This is a genomic window from Pseudomonas sp. PB106 (assembly GCF_009764645.1).
Classification (GTDB): domain Bacteria; phylum Pseudomonadota; class Gammaproteobacteria; order Pseudomonadales; family Pseudomonadaceae; genus Aquipseudomonas.
Genome location: NZ_RWIM01000181.1, coordinates 1 through 23593 on the forward strand (window position 1 = coordinate 1; position 23593 = coordinate 23593).

Consider the following 23593-nt stretch of genomic DNA (forward strand, 5'->3'; position numbering starts at 1 on the left):
CGATCTTTTGATCTTGGTTTTATGAGATCAAGATCAAAAGATCGCAGCCTGCGGCAGCTCCTACATAAATAGATAACAAGGAATGCGCAGTGAAAAAACTCTTTGGCGCCTCACTTCTCGCCGCCGGCCTGGCCTTGGCCAACATCGCTCAGGCAGCCCCGACGCTGCTCAACGTTTCCTACGACGTGATGCGCGATTTCTACAAGGACTACAACACTGCGTTCCAGAAACACTGGCAAGCCGAGCACAACGAAAACATCACCGTGCAGATGTCCTTCGGCGGTTCGAGCAAGCAAGCGCGCTCGGTGATCGACGGCCTGCCGGCTGACGTCATCACCATGAACATGGCCACCGACATCAATGCCCTCGCTGACAACGGCAAACTGGTCCCGGAAAACTGGGTCACGCGTCTGCCGAACAACAGCGCGCCGTTCACTTCAGCCACCGTGTTCATCGTCCGTAAAGGCAACCCGAAAGCCCTGAAAGACTGGCCGGATCTGCTCAAGGACGGCGTGCAAGTGATCGTGCCGAACCCGAAAACCTCGGGTAACGGCCGCTACACCTACCTGTCGGCGTGGGGTTACGTGCTGAAGAACGGCGGCGACGAGAACAAGGCCAAGGATTTCGTCGGCAAACTGTTCAAGCAGGCGCCAGTGCTGGACACCGGTGGCCGCGCCGCGACCACCACGTTCATGACCAACCAGATCGGCGACGTGCTGGTGACCTTCGAAAACGAAGCGGAAATGATTGCCCGCGAGTTTGGTCGTGATCAGTTTGAAGTGATCTACCCGAGCGTCTCGGCTGAGGCTGAGCCGCCGGTTTCTGTGGTCGATAAAGTGGTCGACAAGAAGGGTTCTCGTGCGGCGGCGGATGAGTACCTGAAGTACCTGTGGTCGCCGGAAGGTCAGGAAATCGCGGCGGCGAACTACCTGCGTCCGCGTGATCCGGCGGTGTTGGCGAAGTACACCGATCGTTTCCCGAAAGTGGATTTCCTGTCGGTGGAGAAGACCTTTGGTGACTGGCGTACGGTGCAGAAGACTCACTTCAATGATGGTGGGGTTTTTGATCAGATTTATAGCGGCCAGTAAGGTTTAGGCAGGCGTGAAAAAGGCGACCCTCAGGGGTCGCCTTTTTTGTGCGCATACTTCCATCCAACACTGCCCCCCTGTGGGAGCGAGCTCGCGAAAGCGGTCTCGCATTCAAAACGTGGATGGGCAGATCCAAAGCCCTCGCGAGCCAATCCATTGGCCTAGGGTGATGGTACCGCCGCTGCAATGACGTTAGTTGATACTGGTCTTGCTGTGCTTCATGGCTCTAGCGGTTGTTTCTGATAATTTGCTAGCGCTTTCGAGCCTCATCTGTCGGCTACAGGTGTTGCCAAATGCCCGTACGCTCAGCATTCTTGTCTGCTGATTTGGAGGCGCCATGAAGGCATTCAAGAAGCACGCTTTGCGTTTGATGAAAGACGATCAAGCATCCGTCGACAGAAGAAAACTATGGCCTGCGATGGTGGATAGAGTGCGCACTGTCTTTACTGACGTCGAGCATTCACCTTTGGCCGGCCACTACGGCTCGCTATATCTTCACTCAGTGGTTCCCGAAGCCCTTCGCGGCTTTCGAGGGGATCAGATTCTGGGCCAATTACAACTCTCCTGCGGTACGAGGCAGTTAGGGCTTTGGGGCGTCGGGGCAAAGGTGGAGGAAAGGGAGGGGAAAGCGAAGCCTCTGTTCGAAGGTGACGCCGCGCTGTGGTTCAACCAAGCCCCGTCGGGAATGGTGACCGTATTCATGGCTCCCTACGGCTCTGACAATCTGAGGATGAACGAAGAAAATATCGTTTTGGGAATGTACAAGAGTCCAGCCAAGATCACCGATCGGGAAATCAGGAAACTCCTCTCGAAATTCTTCAAGTATCTGTCCATCACAAGCGCCCATCACCAACAGGCATTTAACGAATATACCTGGCGACTGTGGCTTATCTACAGGGATGTTCGCACTCGCAAATACAACGGTGGGATCAAGCTATTGGAACGCTTACTGATTACGGCCGGAGCGGCTGCCTGCATCATTCCGTTGCTTCCTTAGTCGCCGTGTCGAGGCCGACTGAGCTGGGTGGTACCTAAAGACCGTTGAGACACAATGGCCACTTTTGGCCGAGTTCTACCTGTCACCACCGGTGGTATCGCCCAGCCCTCAACCGATGATGGTCACTAATCAGGCTGGTCAAATTCCACGCAGATAAAATGCAATCATCTAGTCAAATGCGATAAACGAGTGATCAGTACGAATGCGATAAGGTGGTCAAGCTCAGTCCCTTTTCGCAATCTCCGCATAGTACATAGAGGTTTGCGTGTGTGCAGGGCATAGCCTGGATTATTGGTGGGAAGCCTCACGTATTACGAGAAGCGTGAGAACGCAACCAGAGTCAACCGGCCCCGTGTATCAGACCGATCAGCCGCCGAGCATTCAATTCAAGACCAATTATTACTTCACCCACTGGTATGTCCCATGCCTGGGCCAGCAGCTCCGCCGTTTGGCCTGCGCTCCACGGCATGACCGTGGCACCATTAACCTGGGCGAACGGCCCGTCACTTTCCGGAACGACTCGATCACGAGGCAGTTTCTTGGCTAGCGCCTTACCGGATGCCGAGTTGAACGCTGCCGGTCCGATGCTGAACCAGCACCCCATTTCCGAGGCGGACCTAAGCTCGGCAGCCGTACCCGTAAACCAATGAAGAACAGCTGTGCCAAAACCAGGGTGGTCATTGAGAACAGCCAGCACGTCTCTAACGGCCTGGCGCGAGTGAATGCTCAGCACGCGCCCACCCACGTTGGCGCATTGCGCTACCACCGAAGTGAAAACTTTGTGCTGAGCTTCGTAGCTGTGCTGGAAGCGCTTGGAACCATCCAACCCGACCTCTCCAACGGCAGCTACGTGTTTGATCTGCTCAATCAAAGTATCGAGCTCAATGTAACGCTCATGGACGATTTCCGGATGCAGACCCGGAGTGATGAGCACATTCTCATGACCGCCAAGCACTTTGCTGGTAGCGGAGAATGCACGAGGGCTGGTAGTGACCAGCCAAGTAAACATGTTTTTCTCCACCGCTTGCGCGAAGACCTCGCGTGCATTGGGATAGAGGTCGAGATGGCAGTGGAAATCCATCAAAGCAATCTGTCTCCGGTCAAAAGGGCCTCCAGCTCATCGATCCCGTTGGTAAGCACAGATCGGTACTGAGGTCGTTCGGTAATAGGAGCAAAGGCTAGTGATGCTCCCAGAAACCTGTCGATACCCCTATCTCGCGCCGTGAGGACCGCCAATGCTACAGCCATTGGATCATCTGGCCCGCTGGATTTGTCGCTTCCTACCAAGTTTGGGAATACATAGCGGGTTGCATCGGCCCCTGATGTCCAAGCACCGAAAGCAGCCCTGCGGATCATACAAGGCACGCAGCGACCGCAGTGAGTTCGATTGTAAGTACGGAATCGTCCGCAACTCGTCGTATCGGAGGCCAGCGCCTGTAGACGCGGCTGATCCAAGCATTCATTCATCATCTGCCCTTTAGTCCTGAACCGATAGGGCAAGTCCAACTGCACCGCGATCCCTAAACCATCGAGCACCTGCTGCAGTTTACTGATGAACAGAGGATGAGTCGTACGAGTACTCAGGCTCGACACTCGCCCAGGAACAAGTGGAGGATTCACGCAAATGAAGCCGTTCTCTGGAATGTAAATAGTGGGGCGCGCGGCACGGAGCCGAGACGCGGCCAGCACGGCGAAAGCATAGAACGCCAATGAACGGCCACGCGTCGACGGTTCGCGGGGCCCCTTGAAGCTAATCCCATGACTCCACTGATAGTGAGCATCGGCACCACCAAGCAGGGTTGCATAATGGCGTTGGCGCTCAGAATCCTCATGAGCCAGTTGAGAAACAAACAGAGGATGCCGCCCCTGGGCCACGAGATCCAAACCGCCGATAAGACTGTCGAGGCCACCAGACAACAAGGAGACACAATCTTGATCCTTGGTGGTGAAACGACCCAGAGGGGGTGGCACGCCTGCATCCGTGAAGATGAGAGTCCAATAGTCGCCTGTCAGAACCTTCAGCAGTTGCTCAAGCTGCTCCTTCCACGGATTCCATCGCAATGGCTCATGAAGCCCAACACTCAGCTCAATCGTCCGAGTCCAACCATCAGCACTTGTGCTGCGCATCGCACAAAGGTCGGTCGCACAGACGGCCAAGCAGAACTGAACGAAGTCCCAAGCCGCAGGGCTTGGGCGGAACCCTTTGCGCTTCAAGGAACCGTGCCAACTCTTGGCGATCGTACCGACACCATCACGCTTGGCGCTTTTGAAATAGGTGAAGGCCCGCTCCCCTTCGGCGAGTTGTGCGGGAAGACGGGCAACGCTGGTACAAATGACCTTGATCATTCTGCAAATACCTCCAGAGCAGTCTGCAGCACACTATGCGCAAGAGTCTGGGGATCGACTTTCTGCGCCGCTAGACCTTCCATGATTCGCTGCACCTCTCCGTGAACCCATTGCTTGATGTCATTACGAAACGCCTGGATCTCGACCGGTGAATACTTGAGCTTTTCATAAGTCTGGCCCAACTGCAGATCCATCCGGTTGCAGACTTCGTTGGCGATCGTGAACCCAATGACCGCTGTGATCTGTTGGTCATCAAGCTGAAAAATGTCGACGTTGGGATTTTGTTCGTACAGCTGCGCTAACGCATCGGCGGCGGCGTTTCTCAACGACTCATCGTCGACACTGCCGGTGTCCGGCATGACTTCCTTGATGAGCTCCAAGGCAAGATCGCTGGCTGAAAGGTTCTGGCCGCGAACCCTCTGAATCCAGTCGATTACTTGAGGGTCAGTACCGGCCCTGACCGCTTCGAGAAACGATCCCAGTTGCCCGGCGCCTTGAGCAACCCCACGCATGGTGTTGCTCGCGCGCCCTGCTCCGCCCATCCCCTTTTTGATCATGGCGCTGGCGGCGCCGCGAAGCGCGTCACGACCACCTCCAGACAGGTATTTGCCCATCTTTGATCGGGCCGGCATAAACCTGCGATCTGGCGCAATGTCCTGATCTTGGGCGGGCTCTAAGCCCGTCTCACCATTTTCAGGTGCATCTTGGGGAACACCCTCGTCACCATCTGGAGCACCATCCGGTGCTCCGCCATCTGGCGCGGGGCCACCGGCAGCATCGCCCTGATCTAACCATTCCGGATCAAACGGAGAACCCGCCTTGCCGCCACCACTCGATGTAGAGGTACCCATCAGATTCCATCCCTTTGCGCCGGTCGAGGGGCGTTTTTCAATGCGGCCGCAATAGCATTTTTGGTAGGTTTACTCACTGCAGGGTCTTCCAGCCACGCCGTTAGCGTTTCATGTGCCCACTGCTCAGCTCCCAAAAGAGGGATGAATCCCGGCCCGAGCATTTTGGCAGGCGCGAGCCTGATCAATGCTGCAGCGCGCTTTCCAAGAGCTGGATAAACCCTGCACGGCTCGATCAACTTGATGAGCTCGTCCTTTGATTTCCAAGTGCGGCTGGACGCCGTACCTTGCCACGCCTTCTCCATCGCAAGCTGGGCCTGGTTGGCATCCACCAGCTTGATGGCTTGCGTGAGCTGATCGTTCGAACTGGTGGCCACTTTGAGTACATCGCGCAGCTCCCGGGAAGCTGGTGTCATGCTGTCGTCCCCAAAGTCTCGCGTAGCCGTGTCACGACTCAGGTGCAGCAGAGGGCGCAAGTCCTGAGCACCGAGCGGGGGAGCTAGCTGCAGCCACTCAATCACGAAGGAATCATTGCTGAACGGGCTAGGTAGATCTCCTCCCTGCGCCGCGATGGTCTCGGCGTCCAGCAACTCTCGGATTTCCCCATCATTGTCGGAACTGACCATCCCAGAGAGCGCTTTGGCGAGATCCTCATTGTAACGCTCCAGCAAATGCCACTTGGCCAAAGAAGGGATATCCAGCGTGATGCCTTGAGGCGCGGCTAGTGACTCACGCAGAAAAACCGTGTTTAGAAAACGCTTCATGAGCCGTGGATTCGCGCTGATGCTGGATGATTTGAACATCAGGGTCGCCAAGCCTTCAGCCAGATCCATCAACTGCTGAAGTCGTGTATCAGTCCCCACGAGATCATGCAGAAATACTGAGGTGATCGTCTCGCCAAGCCAACTCCGGGCTAACCTATGCGGTATGTCCACTTTGGCTTGGTCGAATTTTTCAGGTGGGAACGTTCCAGCCCGGGCCTCTCGTTCCAGCAGAAGAAGCACCAGATACGCCTTGGCTTCATTCACGCCGATGCGCGGTACATGCAGAGGCACTTGAATCAGCTTGTCAAAGTAGTTGGTAGCGATGTCGCTCGTAATGCCAGTGCCTTCGAAATGCTTCTTCACGGCACCGTGGATAAATTCGTTGTCGGCAGCGATCACGAAAGCCGTGCGCTTGAGAAACAAAAGCAGCCTGATGGATTCGAGGGTGGAAATTGCCGTCTCCGGCAAGCACCGATCCAAGTCGTCGACAAACACCACCAAGGTGATGCCAAGCTCTTCTAGTAGCTTTTCAAGTGCGGATCTGAAAGCATGGATTTCGTTGGGCAGCGACAGAGGCTTCGCCGGGTTCAACAGACCATCGGCCTTGAAGTCCAGCGACTCACCGTCTTTCTTGTCTCCCCCCTCAGCCGCGTCGCCATCTGAGCTGAAGGCGCTCCAAAGACCCGAAACCTTCCCGATCGCTTTGCCGATCGCACCGACGGGCACTCCGGTGGTAATCGTGATTGCGGCCTCCCCCCCAAACTGCGCCAACCGCAGCAGGTTGATGCGTTTCAGAAGGTCAAGGGCTTTCTTCAGCAGCGTTTCATCACCCTTCGCCAGCTTCAGCACTTCATCGCCGACGATTTGCAGCAATGCACTGCGAGCGCTTTCGAAGTCCTGATACAGCCACGGGTTGAAGGTGATGACAACGTATCGGTGTTCGGGTTGGGATTGGGCACCTGTGGTAGCAGGTAGTGACGGGGCTGCTGAAGCCAGCGGGGCTTCGAGGCGGGCGGCGATCATTTTGACAAGAGAGGACTTACCGGCTCCCCAACCACCTGACACACCTATCGAAATCGGCTCACCACGACTCTGCCGCAGAAGACTGGCGCAGGCATCAGCCACGACGCCAAAGTTCAGATAGTCGACCGTTGTCTCGTTGTCATGCCACATGGATTGAAGTCCGTTTCAGTTTTCGTGCGAGGAACGCTTGGTCACTGGATGCTCGTGGCAGCAGCGCCTGGGCAGGGCCAGGGAAACGTCCGTGTGTTTATCTTAATGCGCCCACTTAAGGCCGATGACAAGGCAGGCCATAGACCAAACAATCCCCCGAAGCTCTGAAGCAGGCAAGGCAGGATTTCAACGATTCTAAGTCACTTGACAGCAACATGACATATCAAAAAACATGCATTACTCCAAGCCTCTTCCTGCGTCTTCCAGTGCTCGGACCTGCCGGATCCCAGACCGTTGAAAAAGGAAGTGCGCCACTACACTTTCAAAAGACTGGTGCTGATATCAAAGGGTGACAGAACTTACTCCCCCTTGGTGGGCCCGCGAGCTGGGTGGCTGAGCCGCAAAGGGGCACTTGCTTGCCTTTTCGGGCCAGGACGGGTTGCAGAACCGAACAACGCAATTCGCATTTGTTCCTCTGTCAGCATGTCCTTCAATTTAAAACCTCAGAAGATTTGGGGTGGCCCATCCGGGCCAGTTGAAGCCAAAGCGTGCCTATCGATCGGGGTAATTATGACGCAGAGATTCGATTGATTCCGGAATGTACAGGCTCCATGTCTCATATTCTGAGCTTCAATCCTCGCGTTTCACGGCCAATAGCATACCTTTCCAATAGAGGCCGTTGTGGTAGATGTGAGCAAGCAATTCGAAATGGCTTAGCTGCAGCCCCGCCGTAATCACATTGGGATCACGCTCGGGCATCGACATACCGAAATAGAAGGATGGCGATGTGTTGAACATATGACCATGGGGAGGATTTTCTCTTCCACAGAGGTCATACAGCGGCAATTACATCGGCGGGGTAACGCCGTCCTTACCGGCGGAGATCGATTGCGCCGTCAGCGTGCCATCCGCGCTCTGCGTCACGAACGTGACAATCTTCACCCCAACCTTCAGCAAGCTCCGATCCCCCGGCTCGAGATTCACGATCGGCACATCCTCCGGCACCAGAATCTTCTGCTGCCCGCCCTTGTAATTCACCGTCAGCACCCGCCCGTTGCTCACCACCAGATCGCCGACGCTGCCGTTGGTCATGCTGCTGCCCTTGGCCAGATCGAACGGCCGATGCCCGTCACCACTGCCCGCCAGCTCCGACGGAAACACGTGCACTTCCAGCGCCTTGAGCGTGCCGTCCTCCTGCGGCATCGCCGCCGAACCGATGTAGCTGCCGGGTTTGATGTCTTCGATATTGGCCAGGGTGACGGCGCGAACCTTGGTGTCGGCCGCCAACTGAATCACCACGTTCTCGCCGCTGTTGACGTGGACTTTCAGTGAGTCGGCGCTGACCCCGGTGATCTCGCCGCGCACACCGATGCGCATCCCCGGAGCATCGGCGGCCTGCACGCTGTTTGCGCCCATCAGGCAGATCAGAACAATGGTTGCGGTGTGGCGAAGCGTCTGACCAAACATTGCAATCCTCCGGTGATAAATGTTGAACAAGCCGATGCAAACATAAGCACGCTATCGAACAGGATGTAAGTGAATGTATCATCGACCCTCAACGGTTGGACGCAAGGTCCGCCGATGGATGACAGGCCGATAACATCGGGTTCATTCCGCAACGGAATAACTGATATCAACCGCCGGCGCCTTCTGCCTGCCCGGTCTGTCCCATAGTCTCACCGCATTCCCCTTTCGCTGGATCGAGAAACCTTATGACCACCACCGCTCACGCAATGACCCGAGGCATGGTGCTGCTGTTCGCCTTCTGCTGCGGCGCCATCGTTGCCAACATCTACTACGCGCAGCCGATCATCGGTCTTATCGCGCCGGACATTGGTCTCTCCGACACCATGGCCAGCTTCATCGTTTCGCTGACGCAGATCGGTTATGCGCTGGGTTTGTTCTTCCTGGTGCCGCTGGGTGATCTGCTGGAAAACCGCCGGTTGATGATCATCACCACGGTGGTGGCGATTGCCAGCCTGTTGGCGGCGGCGTTTACCGATCAACCGAATGTGTTTCTGCTGATCTCGTTGCTGGTGGGCTTCAGTTCGGTGTCGGTGCAGATCCTGATTCCACTGGCCGCCCACTTGGCGCCGGAAGAATCCCGTGGCCGGGTGGTTGGCGGAATCATGGGCGGCTTGCTGCTGGGTATTCTGCTGGCACGGCCGGTGTCGAGCGTGGTCGCCGACCACTTGGGCTGGCGGGCGATGTTCATGATTGCGGCAGCGTTGATGGCGGCGATCAGCGTTGTCTTGGCCTTTACCGTGCCCAAGCGCCAACCGGATCACAGCGCCACTTATGGTCAACTGATTGGCTCGCTGTGGACCCTCCTGCGCCAACAACCGGTACTGCGTCAGCGTGCGTTTTATCAGGGCTGCATGTTCGCCACGTTCAGCCTGTTCTGGACTGCCGTGCCGCTGGAACTGGCGCGCAATCATGGTTTGTCGCAAAGCGAGATCGCTATTTTTGCGCTGGTCGGTGCCATCGGTGCCATCGCCGCGCCAATCAGCGGGCGTCTGGCCGACGCTGGCCACACCCGCATCGCCTCGCTGCTGGCCATGCTGTTCGCCAGCCTGAGCTTCCTGCCCGCGTTCATTCACCCGGCCTACAGCGTCATCGGCCTGGCCGTGACCGGCGTGGTCCTCGACTTCTGCGTACAGATGAACATGGTGCTCGGCCAACGCGCTGTTTACTCGCTGGACGCGAAAAGCCGTGGCCGTCTGAACGCGCTGTACATGACCAGCATCTTCATCGGCGGCGCGTTTGGTTCGTCGGTGGCCAGTGCGGTGTACGAACATGGCGGCTGGTTGTGGATCGTGATTGTCGGCAGTGTGTTTCCGCTGTTGGCGTTGTTGCGGTTCTTGAGTGCTTCGCAGCGCGGTTCATTGGCAACGGCGTAAGGCGTCAAAAGCTGACGGGACTGCCGAAGAAGAATGAGATCCCCTGTAGGAGTGAGCCTGCTCGCGATTGCGGAGAGTCAGTGACAGATCTATTGATCTGACTCTCCGCAATCGCGAGCAGGCGAAGGCCTACACGTACTTAACTTCGTGCATAACAGCACAGAAAGTATTCAGGACGATGTTCGGTTGTTTTACCGAAGGTGATGAGCCCCACCCATTCCCACCAAGCATGAATGCTATGCCTTTCACCTTCGTTCCCCTCCCCGTGCCTTACGGTCACTCTTGAATCCAGCCACTACCGGCGCTTCTTCAGGACTTTCGACCATGACCCTGCAAGCAAAACTCGATGCCTTCAAAGCCGACTTCAAAGCCGGCAAACCACCTTACAACGCCCCGGCCGACATCCACCCGGTGATGGCGCGCGCCACTGCCGAACTGATCGCCTCCGGCGCCGCCGGTCGTGCCTTGAAGGTCGGCGATACGGCGCCGCTGTTCACCCTGAAAGACCCTGAGGGCAACCCGGTCTCGTCCGTCGATCGGCTGGCACAAGGGCCTTTGGTGCTGACGTTTTATCGTGGCGTCTGGTGCCCTTACTGCAACATGGAGTTGCAGGCATTACAGGCTTTTCTGCCGGTGATTCGGGACGCTGGGGCGAGTCTGCTGGCGATTTCACCGCAGATCGCCGCCAACAGTCGCAAGTCGCAACGCATCAACGAACTGCAATTCCCGATCCTCAGCGATCCGCGCAATGACGTCGCCGCAGCCTTCGGGTTGCGCTTTGAACTGCCAGACTATTTGATCGAGCTCTACAAGAATCTGCGCAACGACCTGCCGACCTTCAACGACGATCCAGCCTGGACCTTGCCGATGCCGGCGCGTTATGTGATCGGTCAGGACGGCGTGATTCGTTACGCCGAGGTCAACCCGGATTACACTCAGCGTCCCGAGCCTGAAGCGATGCTGGATGCATTGCGCGGCTGAATCGATGACCGGCCTTAACCTGGAGTTGCCATGACCCGACGTACCTTCCTCATCACCGGCGCCAGCAAAGGCATTGGCCGGGCGCTGGCTGAACATCTCGACCGCGCCGGGCATCGCGTGGTGGGGATCGCTCGCCAGCCGGATCTGAGCTTTCCGGGGATTCTGTTTCCGCTGGACCTGAGCGATCGCAAGCTGACCGGCGAAGTGCTCGCAGAACTGGCGCGCACGTATGAGTTCGACGGGCTGGTGAGCAATGTCGGACTGGTGCGCCCGCAGGCGTTGGGTGATATCGATCTGGACGCTTTCGATGACGTGATGCGGCTGAATCTGCATTCGGCGTTGCAGGCGACGCAGACGTTGTTGCCGGGGATGCGTACGCGGGGTTGGGGTCGGGTGGTGAATATCTCCAGCCTGACGGTGTTGGGCATTACTCAGCGCACGGCGTACGCAGCGGCGAAAGCGGCGTTGGTCAGCTTCACCCGCTCGTGGGCGCTGGAACTGGCGCAGACCGGGATCACCGTGAACGCGGTGGCACCGGGGCCGACCGAGACCGAGCTGTTTCGCGCCAACAATCCTCCGGGCAGCGAGGGTGAGGCGCGCTATCTGGCCGGGGTGCCGATGGGACGGCTGGGGAAGCCGGAAGAGATTGCCTCGGCGGTTGCGTTTCTGCTGTCCGAGCAGAGCGGCTTCATTACCGGACAAACCTTGTTCGTCGATGGCGGCGCATCAGTCGGTAAGGCCGCAATCTAATCAACAACAAAAATCCCCTGTAGGAGTGAGCCTGCTCGCGATAGCGTTCGTCCAGCCGACATTGATTTGACTGACACACCGCTATCGCGAGCAGGCTCACTCCTACAGGGGTTCAAAGATGACTTCGAGATTTTAGTAAGGAACGCAGATGGATCGCCTCGCCGCTATGGAAACTTTCGTCTGCGTCGTCGAAACCGGCTCGTTTTCCGCTGCGGCCCGACGCCTGAATATCGGTCAGCCCGCCGTATCGAAAACCATCGCTCATCTGGAAAAGCGCCTGGCCGTCAGCCTGCTTCTGCGTTCGACTCGCGGCCTGACCCCGACCGAAGCCGGCCTGGCCTTTTTCGAACGGGCCAAACGTGCCCTCGAAGAAGCTGACGAGGCCGATAACGCTGCGCGGGGCAGCGCCAGCGGTCTGAGCGGCAGCTTGCGCATCAGCGCCGCCGTGACCTTCGGCCGCCTGCACATCGTGCCGCAACTGGGGCCGTTCCTGGATCAGCACCCGCAACTGAACATCGACCTGATGCTCGACGATCGCAACATCAATCTGGTCGAAGAAGGCATCGACGTTGCCTTGCGCATGGGCGCACTCACCGACTCGGGACTCACCGCCCGCAAGATCGCCGACTGCCGCCGCGTGGTGCTTGGCACACCGGCCTACTTTGCCAAGTACGGCGAACCGGGCTGTCCTGCCGAATTGAGTAAACACCAAGCAGTCGTCTACAACCTCGGAGGGGGCAACACTTGGCAGTTCGCCAAAGGCTCGGAACAACAATCGGTGATCCTCAGCGGACGTTTGCGCGTCAGCGCGGCTGAGGGCGTACGCGAAGCCGTGCTGGCCGATCAGGGCCTGACGCTGGCCTCCGAATGGATGTTCGCCCCTGAACTGGCCAGCGGCGCAGTGAAAACCGTCATGCACGACTGGACACTGCCCGATCTGGATTTATGGGCGGTGTTTCCGACGGGGAGAATGGCGAGTGCCAAGGCACGGGCGTTTGTTGAGTACGTTCAGGGGCTTCTGGTAAGCGAGCATTAATGCGAGGTGTTTCGTTTATTGCGATTTTCGTTTAATTCGAATAACGTCCCGGCATTCCCTTTTCAGAATGCTGGAACAACACCATGTCGATCGTTATTCATCCCTTCATCACCCTCCCCGTAGAACGCGAAGTCAAAGCCGCCATCGAAGGGCAACGCACCTTGGCCGCTTACCTCACGACGCAATTCGAAACCCAGCACATCCAGATTTTCGATAAGCAGAATGAAGCCCACAGTGTCGAATTGCCTACCTCGGCCTTACGCCTTCTCGTCGATATTCTCGCAGCGTTGGCAGAAGGCAACGCCGTAAAGGTTGTACCGATTCATGCCGAACTGACCACCCAGGAAGCCGCCGACCTGCTCAACGTCTCACGCCCGCACCTGATAAAGCTGCTGGAAAGCGGCGAGATTTCCTACCATAAAACCGGCAAGCACCGACGTGTGCGCTTTGCCGATTTGATGGACTATAAAGCCCGGCGTGACACCGCCAGCGAGCAGGCAATGGCGCTTCTCGCAGAGCAGGCACAAGCGTTAAGGACAGGTTACGAGTGAGGCATTCCTCTTTCACTGCTGTATACGATGCATGTGTTTTGTACCCAGCCCCATTGAGAGACGTTTTGATGTGGTTAGCCCTCTCAGGGCGATTTCGGGCACGATGGACCAAGGAGATTCACGGGGAATGGAAACGCAATCTGTTGAAGAACCGCACTGACCTGACAATCGAGCAATTGGATCGCACTTCCGAGCTGATGGATCAGGCGATTCCCGATGCCTGCGTCTACGACTATGAAAGTTTGGTCAGTGGATTGTCATTGCCCGATCTGGATGACCGCCATGTTCTGGCAGCCGCAATTCGTTGCAATGCTGGTGTGATCATGACGTTTAATTTGAAAGATTTTCCCGACAAATACCTCGCCCCTTTCGGCATTGAGGCGCAACACCCCGATGAGTTCGTCGAAAACCTTTTTCACCTGGATTCGGCAGCCGTTGTTGCAGCCGCGCAGCGCCAGCGCAAACAGTTGAAAGCGCCCACGATGGACGTTGAATCGTTTTTAAATCTGCTGCAGCGCCAAGGGCTGACGCAATCAGTTCAGGCACTCAGCGGGTATCGCGTCATGCTCTGAGTTCACTCCACTCAAATACCAGACAACAAAAAGGCGATCCAAAGATCGCCGTTTTCATTTACTGCCCGAACTGCTTGCCCAGCCCCGGTGGCACACCGTGGATGTTGGTGTCTTCCCACGGGCCGTTGGGGCTGACGGAGCGGCTCCAGCCGTTGTTCCAGCGATAGTAGGTGCGCTGGCGGTAGAAGGTGTTGGTCTGGTCATCGAGGACGTAGACGCCGAGTTTCTGATCCCAGTGGCTGTTGCCGCCCGGTGGTGGGGCGAAGCTGGCTGAGGTGCGCGGCACCGGTTTGGCCGGTTTCGCCGGGATGCTTTTCCCCGGGGTCGGCGAGGTCGATGGGGTCGGGCTGGGTTGCGACGGCGGAATCGGCGGCAGGTTGGTCGTCGGTTCCGGTCGTTGCACCGCACATGCACTCAAGCCCAGGGCCAGTGTGAGGACTGTGATTCGGGCGATGGTGTGCATAGCGGTGCTTTCCTGTTGTGCCGGCTACTTGTCCGGGCTGTCGATGGTCAGTTTTTGTGGCGCGGTGGTGCTGCTGGCCAGAGGGCCGCTGCGACCGACCCACTCGCCGGCAGTCGGTTGGCCGGCGCGGGAGATGCGCGCAACCAGTTGGACTTCAGGGAAGTTCGACAGTTTCAACTGCGGCATCATGGCGTCGGCATCGCCCAGTTCGACGGTGACTGGCAGATCGGCCACGGTCAAACGCTTGGCCGCCAGTGGTGCCGGCGGGCCGGAAGTGGCGCGGGCGAAGATGAACACGCTGTCGCCCGGTTGCACTTTGCCTTTGAGCTCGCTGGCCAGATCGACGCTGACTTTCAGCAAAGCTGTTTTTGGCGCTGTAGCTTGAGCGACCTTGCCACCGCTAGCTTCCAGACGCTCGGCGGCGCGCTTGATCCCGCCTTGCAGCGCGGCGCGGGAACTGTCCTCCGGCGGCAGTTGCGCCAGCAAGCGATTCCAGTAATCGATGGCTTCCTGATAACGCTCGCCTTCGAACGCAGCGATGCCGAGCAGACCGAGGCTGGTGACTTCTTTTGGATCAGCCTTGAGCGCTTCGTCGGTCAGCGCCTGAATCTTCGCCGACCACTTTTTGCCGTCAGCAAAATACTGCGCCTGCGCCCATTGCCCGAGCAGTTCCGGTTGACGTCCGGCCAGATTGGCAGCGCGTTCGAACATCTTCGCCGCGTCCGCCGGACGCTCTTGCGCCATGTAGGTACGGCCGAGGAAATACAGGCCTTCGGCCGAGTCCGGTTGCGCCGCGACGGCACGTTCCAGACGCTGGGTCATCTCTTCCATCGACTGCGGTGCCTGGGCGAATTCGCGGGTCAGTTCGACCTTGTCGGCAGCGCCGAAATGCATGTACAGACCCAGGCCCAACACTGGCACCAGCACCGCCGCCAATAGGGGCAACGGCTTGCCCAATCGGGAAACGCGCGGCGCGGCAACGCCTTCGGTATCCGCGAGCAATTCACGCGCAGCCTCAGCACGACCGCTGTCCATTTGCGCAGCGTCGAGCACGCCTTCAGCCTGTTGCGATTGCAATTCGGCGACACGTTCCTGATACAGCGCAACGTTCAGGGCAGTCCGATCTTCTTCACGCTGGGCGCGACGTTCGCGCAACACCGGGATCAGCAGAAAACTCAGGGCGACCAGAAGCAACAGCCCTGCGGCAAGCCAGAAATCAATCATTCTTGGTTTTTATCCAACAGTTGGTCGAGGCGCTGACGCTCATCGGCGCTAAGCGATTGCGGGGTTTCGGTGCGTTGCCCGCGACGACGGCGAACAATCACCGCGATCACCACCAATCCACCAAGCAGCAAACCGGCGGGGCCGAACCACAGCAGCGCTGTCTTGGCGTTGAGCGCCGGTTTGTAGCGGACGAAATCACCGTAGCGATCAACCATGAAATCGATGATTTGCTGGTTGTCCTTGCCTTCACCGAGCATGCGGAAAATCTCTTTGCGCAGGTCAGCAGCAATAGGCGCGTTGGAGTCAGCGATGTCCTGATTCTGGCACTTGGGGCAGCGCAACTCTTTGGTCAACTCACGGAAACGCTCGCGATCCGCTTCTTTGGCGAACTCGTAAGTGTCGATCGCGGCATGGGCCACACCGACCAGACTCAAACCCAGCACCACCGCGGCTAAAAAACGCTTCATGGCTTGGCCTCATCGACCAGCGCCTGATACTTGGCCGCGAGTTTTTCACGCCAGACTTGCTCATCAATCACGCCGACGTATTTGTCGCGGATGATGCCCTTGGCGTCGATGAAAAAGGTTTCCGGCGCGCCGTAGACGCCAAGATTGAGGCCCAGCGAGCCTTCGTCGTCACGGATGTCCAGCACATACGGGTTGTGGAACTCGGCCAGCCACTTCAAGGCATCGGCGTTGGTGTCCTTGTAGTTGATGCCGTAGATCACCACGCCGCGCTCGGCGAGTTTGTTCAGCACCGGATGCTCGACCCGGCAGGAAATGCACCATGTGCCCCAAACGTTGACCAGCGCCGGTTTGCCGAGGATGTCGGCCTTGGTCAGGCTCTTGTCGCCCTGCACGTTTGGCAGGGAAAACTCCGGGAACGGCTTGTTGATCATCGCCGACGGCAATTCCGCCGGATCAAGGTACAGACCGCGATAAAGAAACACCGCCACCAACAGAAAAATCGCCAGTGGCACCAGCATCAACCAACGTCTCATGCAGCCGCTCCCGTCATACCCAGGGCTTCACGCACCTTGGCTTTCACCTTGACCCGATAACGTCGATCCAGCGCCGCCAGCAAACCACCAAAACCGGTCAGCAAACCGCCGAACCAGATCCAGCGCACGAACGGTTTGACGTGTACGCGCACCGCCCACGCACCGTTGTCCAGCGGCTCGCCCAGTGCGACATACAAGTCACGAGTGAAACCGGCATCGATCCCGGCTTCGGTCATCACCGAATTCTGCACGGTGTACAGACGTTTTTCCGGGTGCAGCACGCTGACTTCCTTGCCATCACGAATGACACGAATGGTGCCTTTGTCGGAGGTGAAGTTCGGCCCTTCGAAGTGCTTGGCGCCTTCGAAAATGAAGTGGTAACCGGCCAGGTCCATCGATTCGCCCGGTGCCAGCCGCAAGTCGCGCTCGGCACTGTTCTGGCTCGACAACACCACGCCCAGCGCGCACACGGCGATGCCGAGGTGGGCGATCTGCATGCCCCAATAGCTGCGAGTCAGCGTCGGCAAACCTTTGATCAGGCCTTTGTGGCGAGTCTTGTCGACGATGTCGCGGGCGCCGGCGAGCAGTACCCACGCAGCGAGCAGGAAGGTCGCGATCACCGCCCAATTGAAATCGCCGTAAGCGACACCGGCCACCACCGCCAGCGCAACGCTACCGAGCAGGACCGGCGTGAGCATGCTGGCCAGCCATTTCACCGGGGTGTCTTTCCAGCGGACGATCACACCGACCGCCATCACCAGCATCAACAACGCCATCAACGGAATGAACAGCGCGTTGAAGTACGGCGGGCCGACCGACATCTTGGCGCCGCTGATCGCATCGAGAATCAGCGGATACAGGGTGCCGAGCAGGATCATCGACGCGGCGACGACCAGCACCAGGTTGTTGCCCAGCAGCAGGGTTTCCCGCGACCAAAGGTTGAAACCGACCTGGCTCTTGACCACGGGTGCGCGCAGGGCGAACAGCGTCAGCGAGCCACCGACTACAAACAACAGGAAGATCAGAATAAACACGCCACGCTCAGGATCGGAGGCGAACGCGTGCACCGAGGTCAGCACGCCGGAGCGTACGAGGAACGTCCCGAGCAAGCTCAGCGAGAACGCAGCAATCGCCAGCAATACCGTCCAGCTCTTGAACACGCCACGTTTTTCCGTGACCGCCAGTGAGTGGATCAGCGCGGTGCCGACCAGCCAGGGCATGAAGGAGGCGTTTTCCACCGGGTCCCAGAACCACCAGCCGCCCCAGCCAAGTTCGTAATACGCCCACCACGATCCGAGGGTGATGCCGATGCCGAGGAAGGCCCAAGCCACAATCGTCCACGGACGTGACCAGCGCGCCCACGCGGCATCAAGACGACCGCCCATCAACGCCGCGATGGCGAAGGCGAAGGCCACCGAAAAGCCGACGTAGCCCATGTACAACATTGGCGGGTGAACGATCAGGCCGATGTCTTGCAACAGGGGATTAAGGTCAGCGCCATTGCTGGGCATCTGCGGCAGGATGCGTTTGAACGGGTTGGACGTAAGGATCAGGAACAACAGGAAACCGGTGCTGATCATGCCCATCACCGCCAGCACACGGGCGAGCATGACCTGCGGCAACTGTCGCGAGAACACCGACACGGCGAACGTCCAGCCACCGAGGATTAATGCCCACAGCAACAACGAACCTTCGTGAGCGCCCCACACCGCGCTGAATTTGTAATACCACGGCAACGCGGTATTCGAGTTGTTCGCCACGTAGGCGACGGAGAAGTCGTCGACCATGAACGCGTAAGTCAACGCGCCGAAGGCGAACAGCAAAAACGCAAACTGTCCCCACGCAGCCGGCTGGGCCAGACTCATCCAGAAACGGTCACCGCGCCAGGCACCCACCAATGGCACCACGGCCTGCACCAGCGCAAAACACAGCGCCAGAATCATCGCCAGATGGCCCAACTCAGGAATAAAAATCGCCGACGTCATCGATCAACCCTCCTTCACAGGTGTTGGGGCGGATTGACCGCTGTCTTTCAAGGCTTTGGTCACTTCTGGAGGCATGTACTTCTCGTCGTGCTTGGCCAGCACTTCATCGGCCACCACCACACCGTCGGCATTGAGCTTGCCCAGCGCCACGATGCCCTGCCCTTCGCGGAACAGATCCGGGAGGATGCCGCGGTAGGCGATGGTCACGGATTTATTGAAGTCGGTGACGACGAATTTGACGTCCAGCGAATCCGGCGAGCGTTGCAACGAACCGGCCTCAACCATGCCGCCAGCGCGGATCCGCGTGTCTTGCGGCGCTTCGCCGTTGGCAATCTGGGTCGGGGTGTAGAACAGATTGATGTTCTGCTGCAGGGCGCTCAAGGCCAGGCCGACGGCAGCGCCGACCCCGACCAGAATGGCCAGAATGATGATCAGACGTTTCTTGCGCAGCGGATTCACTTGCCGTTCTCCCGGCGCAGACGACGCGCCTCTTGTTGCAGATACCGCTTGCGGGCCAGGATCGGCGCCGCCACGTTGAAGGCCAGCACCGCCAGACAGATGCCGTAGGCCGACCACACATAAAGGCCATGATGACCCATGGCGAGGAAGTCGCCGAATGAAGCAAAACTCATCGAGCGGCCTCCAGACTGTGCTGCACTTCTTCTTTCACCCAACTGGCGCGGGCTTCACGCTTGAGCACTTCGAGGCGCATGCGCAGCAACAGCACGGCGCCGAAGAAGCAGTAGAAACCCAGCACGGTCAGCAACAGAGGCAGCCACATCTCGGCGGGCATCGCCGGTTTTTCCGTGAGGGTAAAGGTTGCGCCCTGGTGCAGGGTGTTCCACCACTCCACCGAGTATTTGATGATCGGGATGTTGATCACACCGACGATGGCCAGCACCGCGCAGGCCTTGGCGGCGCTGTCGCGGTTGCTGATCGCATTGCCGAGCGCGATCACGCCGAAATACAGGAACAGCAGAATCAGCATCGAGGTCAGGCGCGCATCCCAGACCCACCACGAACCCCAGGTCGGTTTACCCCAGATCGCCCCGGTAACCAGCGCCACGGCGGTCATCCACGCACCAATCGGTGCAGCGCATTGCAGGGCGACGTCGGCCAGTTTCATCTTCCACACCAGCCCGACCACACCGCACACCGCCAGCATCACGTAGATCGACTGAGCGAGCATCGCGGCAGGAACGTGGATATAGATGATGCGAAAGCTGTTGCCTTGCTGATAATCCGGCGGCGCGAAGGCCAGGCCCCAAACGACGCCGACGCCAATCAGCAGCAACGCTGCGATGCTCAACCACGGCAAGAACTTGCTGCTGATGCCGTAGAACCACTTGGGCGAGCCGAGCTTGTGAAACCAGGTCCAGTTCATACTGTTTCCATCACGGATGCTCTTCGCTATGAAGAGCCAGGGTCTTTACTGATCAAAAAATGATCAGACCTCATTATTCGCCGACGCTGATCTTCAGGCCAGCGGCTATTGCAAAAGGTGTCAGGGTGATCGCCAGAGCGGTCAGGCTACCAAGCCACAGCAGATACCCGGTCGCCGGCATGCCTTGGAGGGCGGCCTGCAAGGCGCCACTGCCGAGGATCAACACCGGGATGTACAACGGCAGAATCAGCAGCGCCAGCAACAGGCCGCCGCGTTTCAAACCGACCGTCAATGCCGCGCCCACCGCGCCGAGTAAGCTCAGCACCGGTGTGCCCAACAACAACGAAAGCAGCAAAACCGGCAGGCAGGCGACGGGCAGACCGAGCATCAGCGCCAGCAATGGCGAGAGCAAAACCAGCGCCAGACCGGAGAAAAGCCAGTGTGCCAGCACCTTGGCCAAAACCAGAAGTGGCAGCGGGTGCGACGAAAGGACCCACTGTTCCAGGGAGCCATCTTCGAAATCACTGCGGAAAAGCCCGTCCAGCGAGAGCAGGACCGACAAAAGCGCCGCCACCCAGACTAACCCGGGGGACAGGTTTTGCAACACTTGAGTTTCCGGGCCGACGGCCAGCGGGAACAAAGCAATGACGATGGCGAAGAAAATCAGTGGATTGGCCAGTTCCGCCGGGCGGCGAAACAGCAGTCGGGATTCACGGGCAACCAGCAGGCCAAACACACTCATACTGCCCAGTTCCCCAGATCGATGTCGCGATAACCGGCCGGCATCCGGCTCAGCGTGTGGTGCGTGGTCAAGACGACCAGACCGCCGCGCTCGCAGTGCCCGGCCAGATGTTCTTCGAGTTGCGCCACGCCCTGCTTGTCGAGGGCGGTGAATGGCTCATCGAGAATCCACAACGGCGGGCTATCGAGATACAACCGCGCCAGCGCCACGCGGCGTTGCTGACCGGCGGACAGACTGTGGCAGGGAACATCTTCGAAGCCGCGCAATCCTACCGCTGCCAGCGCTTGCCAGATCGCCTCGCGTTCGGCGGGATGATGCAGCGCGCAGAGCCACGACAGATTCTCTTCGGGGGTCAGCAGATCCTTGATCCCGGCAGCGTGGCCGATCCACAACAGATTGCGTGCGAGTTCGCTGCGTTGCTCGGTCAGCGGCTGACCATTGAGCAGCACCTGACCGTCGGTCGGCTGCATCAGCCCGGCCAACAGGCGCAGCAAACTGGTTTTACCGCTGCCGTTGGGACCGCTGATCTGCACCATATCGCCACTCGCCAGTCTCAATTCGAGATTTTCGAAGAGCAGCCTGAGATCACGTTCACACGCGAGGGCAACGGTTTGCAGGACAGGACTGGTCAAGGGATCACGGGCCTTATACGGTTCAAGTCGGCTCTGGCGCGGCCGTTAAAGAGATGCAGCATAGATGCATTGACGGCGCAATCTAGAGAGCTGCGTCAAACAATTGTTATGTTTTTTGATCGAAGCGCAAGACGCGCGGCATTATACATGGCGTGCCTTACTCTCAAGAGTGCAATTTCCTCAGGTTGTGTCCGCGTATGACAGGCGAAATGAACATCCTCCCGCTGCCGCCCACCCCCCCGGCGACCGTTCGCCCGCAGGTCGGTGAGCTGCTCAAGCTGCTGACCCCGGTCGAGGGCTTGATCAGTGCCGGGCAAAGCGCCAAGGCCGAGGTGTTGTCGCTCAAGCAAGCGGATCAGACTTTTCAGTTGCTGCTCAAGGTGACGCTGGAAAGCGGCCGCCAGACTACCGTGCAGGCGACCAGCAATCTGCCGTTGCCACAGGGCACCAGTCTGGCGATCACTCAGCCATCGGCGGGCAACCTGGCGATCACCGTGCAGCAAGCCATCGCCAGCAGCGTGGCCGCCCTCACCCGCATCGACACCGCGCAACTGCCGGTCGGCACGCTGCTGCAGGGCAAAGTATTGACCTCGCAAGTGCTGCCGCAGACGCCGGGGCAAGCGACGGTGTTTCGCTCGCTGGTCAGTTTGCTCAACACTGCCCAGAGCGGCAGCACATTGACCATCGACAGTCCGCAACCGCTGCGCATCGGCACCCTGCTGTCGGCGCTGGTCGAAGACACGCAAACCCTGAAATTCCTGCCGATGAGCAGCCGCCAGGAGCAACTCGCTGTCAGCCAGCAACTGCTTGGCCAGCAAAGCCGCCAAGCCTCGCTGACGGGTTTGTTGAACGCGCTGCAAAACCTGCCGGCCGATACCGATCAGACGTCGCAGGATTTGCGCGCAGTGGTCGACAAATTGCTCGCCAGCCTGCCCGACGTGCAGCAATTGAGCACCGCCAAAGGTGTCGCGCTGGCCCTGGCCAACAGCGGCGCCTTCCTCGAAGCGAAACTGCTTGGCGGGCAGAACCCGACACTGGCGCCAGACATGAAAGCCGATCTGCTCAAGCTGATCGCGCAACTGACGCCGGGCTTGCCCAGCAGCACCAGTTTCAACGCGATCATCGCCGCCAACACCCTCGCGCAAGCGCTACCGAGTTTCGTCCGCAACGCTCTCGGCATGCTCGGTCAAGTCAGCGCCAAACCGGTACCGAGCAGCTTCCCCCTGCCCGACCGCTTGCTGCAGAATCTGGAAGGCGAAGGCGATCTGGAACAGTTGCTGCGACTGGCTGCCGCTGCGGTCTCGCGCCTGCAAAGCCATCAACTGTCGAGTCTGGAGCAGACCGGCGTCACTGACGACGGCCGCCTGCTCAGCACCTGGCAACTGGAAATCCCCATGCGCAACCTGCAGGACATCGTGCCGCTCCAGGTGAAGTTCCAGCGTGAAGAAGCGCCGGAGCGCGAACCACAGCCGAACGAACGTCGCGACGAACGTGAACCCAAGCAACAGCTGTGGCGCGTCGATCTGGCGTTCGACATGGAGCCGCTCGGGCCGATGCAGATTCAGGCGCAACTGATCGCCGGCAGCCTGTCCAGCCAGCTCTGGGCCGAACGGCCCTACACCGCTGACCTGATCGAAAACAACCTGTTCGCCCTGCGCCAGCGTCTGCTCGATCGCGGGCTGAACGTCGGCGACATCGACTGCCACCTCGGCACCCCGCCGCAAGGCAACCAAACCCGCCTCGAACACCGCTGGGTCGACGAAACCGCATGAACGATTCCACTGCCCCACGCCAGGCCATCGCCCTCAAATACGACGGCAACCACGCCCCGACCCTCACCGCCAAGGGTGATGACGAACTGGCCGAAGAAATCCTGCGCATTGCTCGCGATTGCGAAGTGCCGATTTATGAGAATGCCGAGTTGGTGCGCTTGTTGGCGCGGATGGAGTTGGGCGACAGCATTCCGGAAGAGCTGTATCGGACGATCGCCGAGATCATCGCGTTTGCGTGGAATCTGAAGGGGAAATTCCCCGAGGGACGTGATCCGAATGCGCCAATGGTCGAGAAGGATGTCACCCTACGCGGCGATGATTACTAAGCCCTGAAAGCAAAAGATCGCAGCCTTCGGCAGCTCCTACATGGGATCTCTGTAGGAGC

The 23593-nt window shown here is 58.7% G+C and carries 25 protein-coding genes; 10 read left to right on the forward strand and 15 right to left on the reverse strand.

Annotated elements, in window-relative coordinates; genetic code table 11:
• The first annotated feature begins 89 nt into the window (after positions 1-89).
• Positions 90-1088 carry a sulfate ABC transporter substrate-binding protein gene (locus EJA71_RS22995; protein WP_034151535.1) on the forward strand — a complete coding sequence of 333 codons (999 nt, stop codon included), beginning with the start codon at positions 90-92 and terminating at the stop codon, positions 1086-1088.
• Between the two features lie 337 nt (positions 1089-1425).
• Entirely contained in the window at positions 1426-2085 is a 660-nt protein-coding gene (locus tag EJA71_RS23000) for a hypothetical protein (RefSeq protein ID WP_158959804.1), read from the forward strand.
• 340 nt (positions 2086-2425) lie between these two features.
• On the opposite strand, the gene qatD is transcribed toward EJA71_RS23000, so the two are convergent.
• The 5 genes from qatD to EJA71_RS23025 form a co-directional block, all read right to left on the reverse strand.
• Positions 2426-3166, reverse strand: a complete 741-nt coding sequence (qatD, locus tag EJA71_RS23005) for a Qat anti-phage system TatD family nuclease QatD (protein ID WP_158959822.1) — start codon at positions 3164-3166, stop codon at positions 2426-2428.
• Positions 3166-4431, reverse strand: a complete 1266-nt coding sequence (gene qatC / locus EJA71_RS23010) for a Qat anti-phage system QueC-like protein QatC (protein WP_158959805.1) — start codon at positions 4429-4431, stop codon at positions 3166-3168. Before qatC ends, qatD begins: the two co-directional genes overlap by 1 nt.
• The gene (locus EJA71_RS23015; protein ID WP_158959806.1) at positions 4428-5282 is read right to left on the reverse strand and encodes a hypothetical protein; all 855 of its coding nucleotides are present in this window, start codon (positions 5280-5282) and stop codon (positions 4428-4430) included. Before EJA71_RS23015 ends, qatC begins: the two co-directional genes overlap by 4 nt.
• Positions 5282-7216, reverse strand: coding sequence for a P-loop NTPase fold protein (locus EJA71_RS23020; protein ID WP_158959807.1), 1935 nt, complete (start codon positions 7214-7216; stop codon positions 5282-5284). The genes EJA71_RS23015 and EJA71_RS23020 overlap by 1 nt, the downstream gene beginning before the upstream one ends.
• Before the next feature lie 846 nt (positions 7217-8062).
• Positions 8063-8683: a DUF5666 domain-containing protein gene (locus EJA71_RS23025; RefSeq protein ID WP_158959808.1), complete on the reverse strand. Its 621-nt coding sequence runs from the start codon at positions 8681-8683 to the stop codon at positions 8063-8065.
• 245 nt (positions 8684-8928) lie between these two features.
• Here EJA71_RS23025 and EJA71_RS23030 point away from each other — a divergent pair, with 245 nt between their 5' ends.
• The 6 genes from EJA71_RS23030 to EJA71_RS23055 all read left to right on the forward strand — a co-directional run bounded on the left by EJA71_RS23030 (position 8929) and on the right by EJA71_RS23055 (position 14006).
• Positions 8929-10116, forward strand: coding sequence for an MFS transporter (locus tag EJA71_RS23030; protein WP_158959809.1), 1188 nt, complete (start codon positions 8929-8931; stop codon positions 10114-10116).
• A gap of 324 nt (positions 10117-10440) precedes the next feature.
• Entirely contained in the window at positions 10441-11097 is a 657-nt protein-coding gene (locus tag EJA71_RS23035) for a peroxiredoxin-like family protein (RefSeq protein WP_158959810.1), read from the forward strand.
• A 30-nt stretch (positions 11098-11127) separates the two neighbouring features.
• Complete coding sequence (locus EJA71_RS23040) at positions 11128-11847, forward strand: SDR family oxidoreductase (protein ID WP_158959811.1); 720 nt, start codon at positions 11128-11130, stop codon at positions 11845-11847.
• A 148-nt stretch (positions 11848-11995) separates the two neighbouring features.
• Complete coding sequence (locus tag EJA71_RS23045; RefSeq protein ID WP_158959812.1) at positions 11996-12883, forward strand: LysR family transcriptional regulator; 888 nt, start codon at positions 11996-11998, stop codon at positions 12881-12883.
• A gap of 83 nt (positions 12884-12966) precedes the next feature.
• Positions 12967-13434, forward strand: coding sequence for a helix-turn-helix domain-containing protein (locus tag EJA71_RS23050; protein ID WP_158959813.1), 468 nt, complete (start codon positions 12967-12969; stop codon positions 13432-13434).
• A complete protein-coding gene (locus EJA71_RS23055; RefSeq protein WP_158959814.1) occupies positions 13431-14006 on the forward strand; it encodes a PIN domain-containing protein in 576 nt (191 codons plus the stop codon). The genes EJA71_RS23050 and EJA71_RS23055 overlap by 4 nt, the downstream gene beginning before the upstream one ends.
• 58 nt (positions 14007-14064) lie before the next feature.
• On the opposite strand, the gene EJA71_RS23060 is transcribed toward EJA71_RS23055, so the two are convergent.
• From EJA71_RS23060 to ccmA, 10 genes are all read right to left on the reverse strand, one after another.
• Positions 14065-14469, reverse strand: coding sequence for a hypothetical protein (locus EJA71_RS23060; RefSeq protein ID WP_016987493.1), 405 nt, complete (start codon positions 14467-14469; stop codon positions 14065-14067).
• A gap of 24 nt (positions 14470-14493) precedes the next feature.
• On the reverse strand, positions 14494-15693 hold the full coding sequence (gene ccmI / locus EJA71_RS23065) for a c-type cytochrome biogenesis protein CcmI (protein WP_158959815.1): 1200 nt from the start codon (positions 15691-15693) through the stop codon (positions 14494-14496).
• A complete protein-coding gene (locus EJA71_RS23070) occupies positions 15690-16160 on the reverse strand; it encodes a cytochrome c-type biogenesis protein (protein ID WP_158959816.1) in 471 nt (156 codons plus the stop codon). Before EJA71_RS23070 ends, ccmI begins: the two co-directional genes overlap by 4 nt.
• Positions 16157-16693 (reverse strand): DsbE family thiol:disulfide interchange protein, encoded by a 537-nt coding sequence (locus EJA71_RS23075; RefSeq protein ID WP_016987490.1) that lies wholly within the window; start codon positions 16691-16693, stop codon positions 16157-16159. Before EJA71_RS23075 ends, EJA71_RS23070 begins: the two co-directional genes overlap by 4 nt.
• Positions 16690-18678: a heme lyase CcmF/NrfE family subunit gene (locus EJA71_RS23080; protein WP_158959817.1), complete on the reverse strand. Its 1989-nt coding sequence runs from the start codon at positions 18676-18678 to the stop codon at positions 16690-16692. The genes EJA71_RS23075 and EJA71_RS23080 overlap by 4 nt, the downstream gene beginning before the upstream one ends.
• Positions 18679-18681: 3 nt before the next feature.
• Positions 18682-19137 carry a cytochrome c maturation protein CcmE gene (gene ccmE / locus EJA71_RS23085; RefSeq protein WP_158959818.1) on the reverse strand — a complete coding sequence of 152 codons (456 nt, stop codon included), beginning with the start codon at positions 19135-19137 and terminating at the stop codon, positions 18682-18684.
• On the reverse strand, positions 19134-19310 hold the full coding sequence (gene ccmD / locus EJA71_RS23090) for a heme exporter protein CcmD (RefSeq protein ID WP_064390881.1): 177 nt from the start codon (positions 19308-19310) through the stop codon (positions 19134-19136). Before ccmD ends, ccmE begins: the two co-directional genes overlap by 4 nt.
• Entirely contained in the window at positions 19307-20062 is a 756-nt protein-coding gene (locus EJA71_RS23095) for a heme ABC transporter permease (protein ID WP_016987487.1), read from the reverse strand. Before EJA71_RS23095 ends, ccmD begins: the two co-directional genes overlap by 4 nt.
• A gap of 73 nt (positions 20063-20135) precedes the next feature.
• Complete coding sequence (ccmB, locus tag EJA71_RS23100) at positions 20136-20804, reverse strand: heme exporter protein CcmB (protein WP_034151525.1); 669 nt, start codon at positions 20802-20804, stop codon at positions 20136-20138.
• The gene (gene ccmA, locus EJA71_RS23105) at positions 20801-21436 is read right to left on the reverse strand and encodes a cytochrome c biogenesis heme-transporting ATPase CcmA (protein WP_158959819.1); all 636 of its coding nucleotides are present in this window, start codon (positions 21434-21436) and stop codon (positions 20801-20803) included. Before ccmA ends, ccmB begins: the two co-directional genes overlap by 4 nt.
• 197 nt (positions 21437-21633) lie before the next feature.
• Between ccmA and EJA71_RS23110 the strand changes: the two genes are divergently transcribed.
• Positions 21634-23208, forward strand: coding sequence for a flagellar hook-length control protein FliK (locus tag EJA71_RS23110; RefSeq protein WP_158959820.1), 1575 nt, complete (start codon positions 21634-21636; stop codon positions 23206-23208).
• Complete coding sequence (locus EJA71_RS23115; protein WP_158959821.1) at positions 23205-23534, forward strand: EscU/YscU/HrcU family type III secretion system export apparatus switch protein; 330 nt, start codon at positions 23205-23207, stop codon at positions 23532-23534. Before EJA71_RS23110 ends, EJA71_RS23115 begins: the two co-directional genes overlap by 4 nt.
• The last annotated feature ends 59 nt before the right edge of the window (positions 23535-23593 follow it).

Excerpts from the sequence above, each read along its gene's own strand:
- EJA71_RS23000 (WP_158959804.1), top strand. The coding sequence starts at position 1,426 with ATGAAGGCATTCAAGAAGCACGCTTTGCGTTTGATGAAAGACGATCAA.
- qatD (WP_158959822.1), bottom strand. The coding sequence starts at position 3,166 with ATGGATTTCCACTGCCATCTCGACCTCTATCCCAATGCACGCGAGGTC.
- qatC (WP_158959805.1), bottom strand. The coding sequence starts at position 4,431 with ATGATCAAGGTCATTTGTACCAGCGTTGCCCGTCTTCCCGCACAACTC.
- EJA71_RS23015 (WP_158959806.1), bottom strand. The coding sequence starts at position 5,282 with ATGGGTACCTCTACATCGAGTGGTGGCGGCAAGGCGGGTTCTCCGTTT.
- EJA71_RS23020 (WP_158959807.1), bottom strand. The coding sequence starts at position 7,216 with ATGTGGCATGACAACGAGACAACGGTCGACTATCTGAACTTTGGCGTC.
- EJA71_RS23025 (WP_158959808.1), bottom strand. The coding sequence starts at position 8,683 with ATGTTTGGTCAGACGCTTCGCCACACCGCAACCATTGTTCTGATCTGC.
- EJA71_RS23030 (WP_158959809.1), top strand. The coding sequence starts at position 8,929 with ATGACCACCACCGCTCACGCAATGACCCGAGGCATGGTGCTGCTGTTC.
- EJA71_RS23035 (WP_158959810.1), top strand. The coding sequence starts at position 10,441 with ATGACCCTGCAAGCAAAACTCGATGCCTTCAAAGCCGACTTCAAAGCC.
- EJA71_RS23040 (WP_158959811.1), top strand. The coding sequence starts at position 11,128 with ATGACCCGACGTACCTTCCTCATCACCGGCGCCAGCAAAGGCATTGGC.
- EJA71_RS23045 (WP_158959812.1), top strand. The coding sequence starts at position 11,996 with ATGGATCGCCTCGCCGCTATGGAAACTTTCGTCTGCGTCGTCGAAACC.
- EJA71_RS23050 (WP_158959813.1), top strand. The coding sequence starts at position 12,967 with ATGTCGATCGTTATTCATCCCTTCATCACCCTCCCCGTAGAACGCGAA.
- EJA71_RS23060 (WP_016987493.1), bottom strand. The coding sequence starts at position 14,469 with ATGCACACCATCGCCCGAATCACAGTCCTCACACTGGCCCTGGGCTTG.
- ccmI (WP_158959815.1), bottom strand. The coding sequence starts at position 15,693 with ATGATTGATTTCTGGCTTGCCGCAGGGCTGTTGCTTCTGGTCGCCCTG.
- EJA71_RS23070 (WP_158959816.1), bottom strand. The coding sequence starts at position 16,160 with ATGAAGCGTTTTTTAGCCGCGGTGGTGCTGGGTTTGAGTCTGGTCGGT.
- EJA71_RS23075 (WP_016987490.1), bottom strand. The coding sequence starts at position 16,693 with ATGAGACGTTGGTTGATGCTGGTGCCACTGGCGATTTTTCTGTTGGTG.
- EJA71_RS23080 (WP_158959817.1), bottom strand. The coding sequence starts at position 18,678 with ATGACGTCGGCGATTTTTATTCCTGAGTTGGGCCATCTGGCGATGATT.
- ccmD (WP_064390881.1), bottom strand. The coding sequence starts at position 19,310 with ATGAGTTTTGCTTCATTCGGCGACTTCCTCGCCATGGGTCATCATGGC.
- EJA71_RS23095 (WP_016987487.1), bottom strand. The coding sequence starts at position 20,062 with ATGAACTGGACCTGGTTTCACAAGCTCGGCTCGCCCAAGTGGTTCTAC.
- ccmB (WP_034151525.1), bottom strand. The coding sequence starts at position 20,804 with ATGAGTGTGTTTGGCCTGCTGGTTGCCCGTGAATCCCGACTGCTGTTT.
- EJA71_RS23110 (WP_158959820.1), top strand. The coding sequence starts at position 21,634 with ATGACAGGCGAAATGAACATCCTCCCGCTGCCGCCCACCCCCCCGGCG.
- EJA71_RS23115 (WP_158959821.1), top strand. The coding sequence starts at position 23,205 with ATGAACGATTCCACTGCCCCACGCCAGGCCATCGCCCTCAAATACGAC.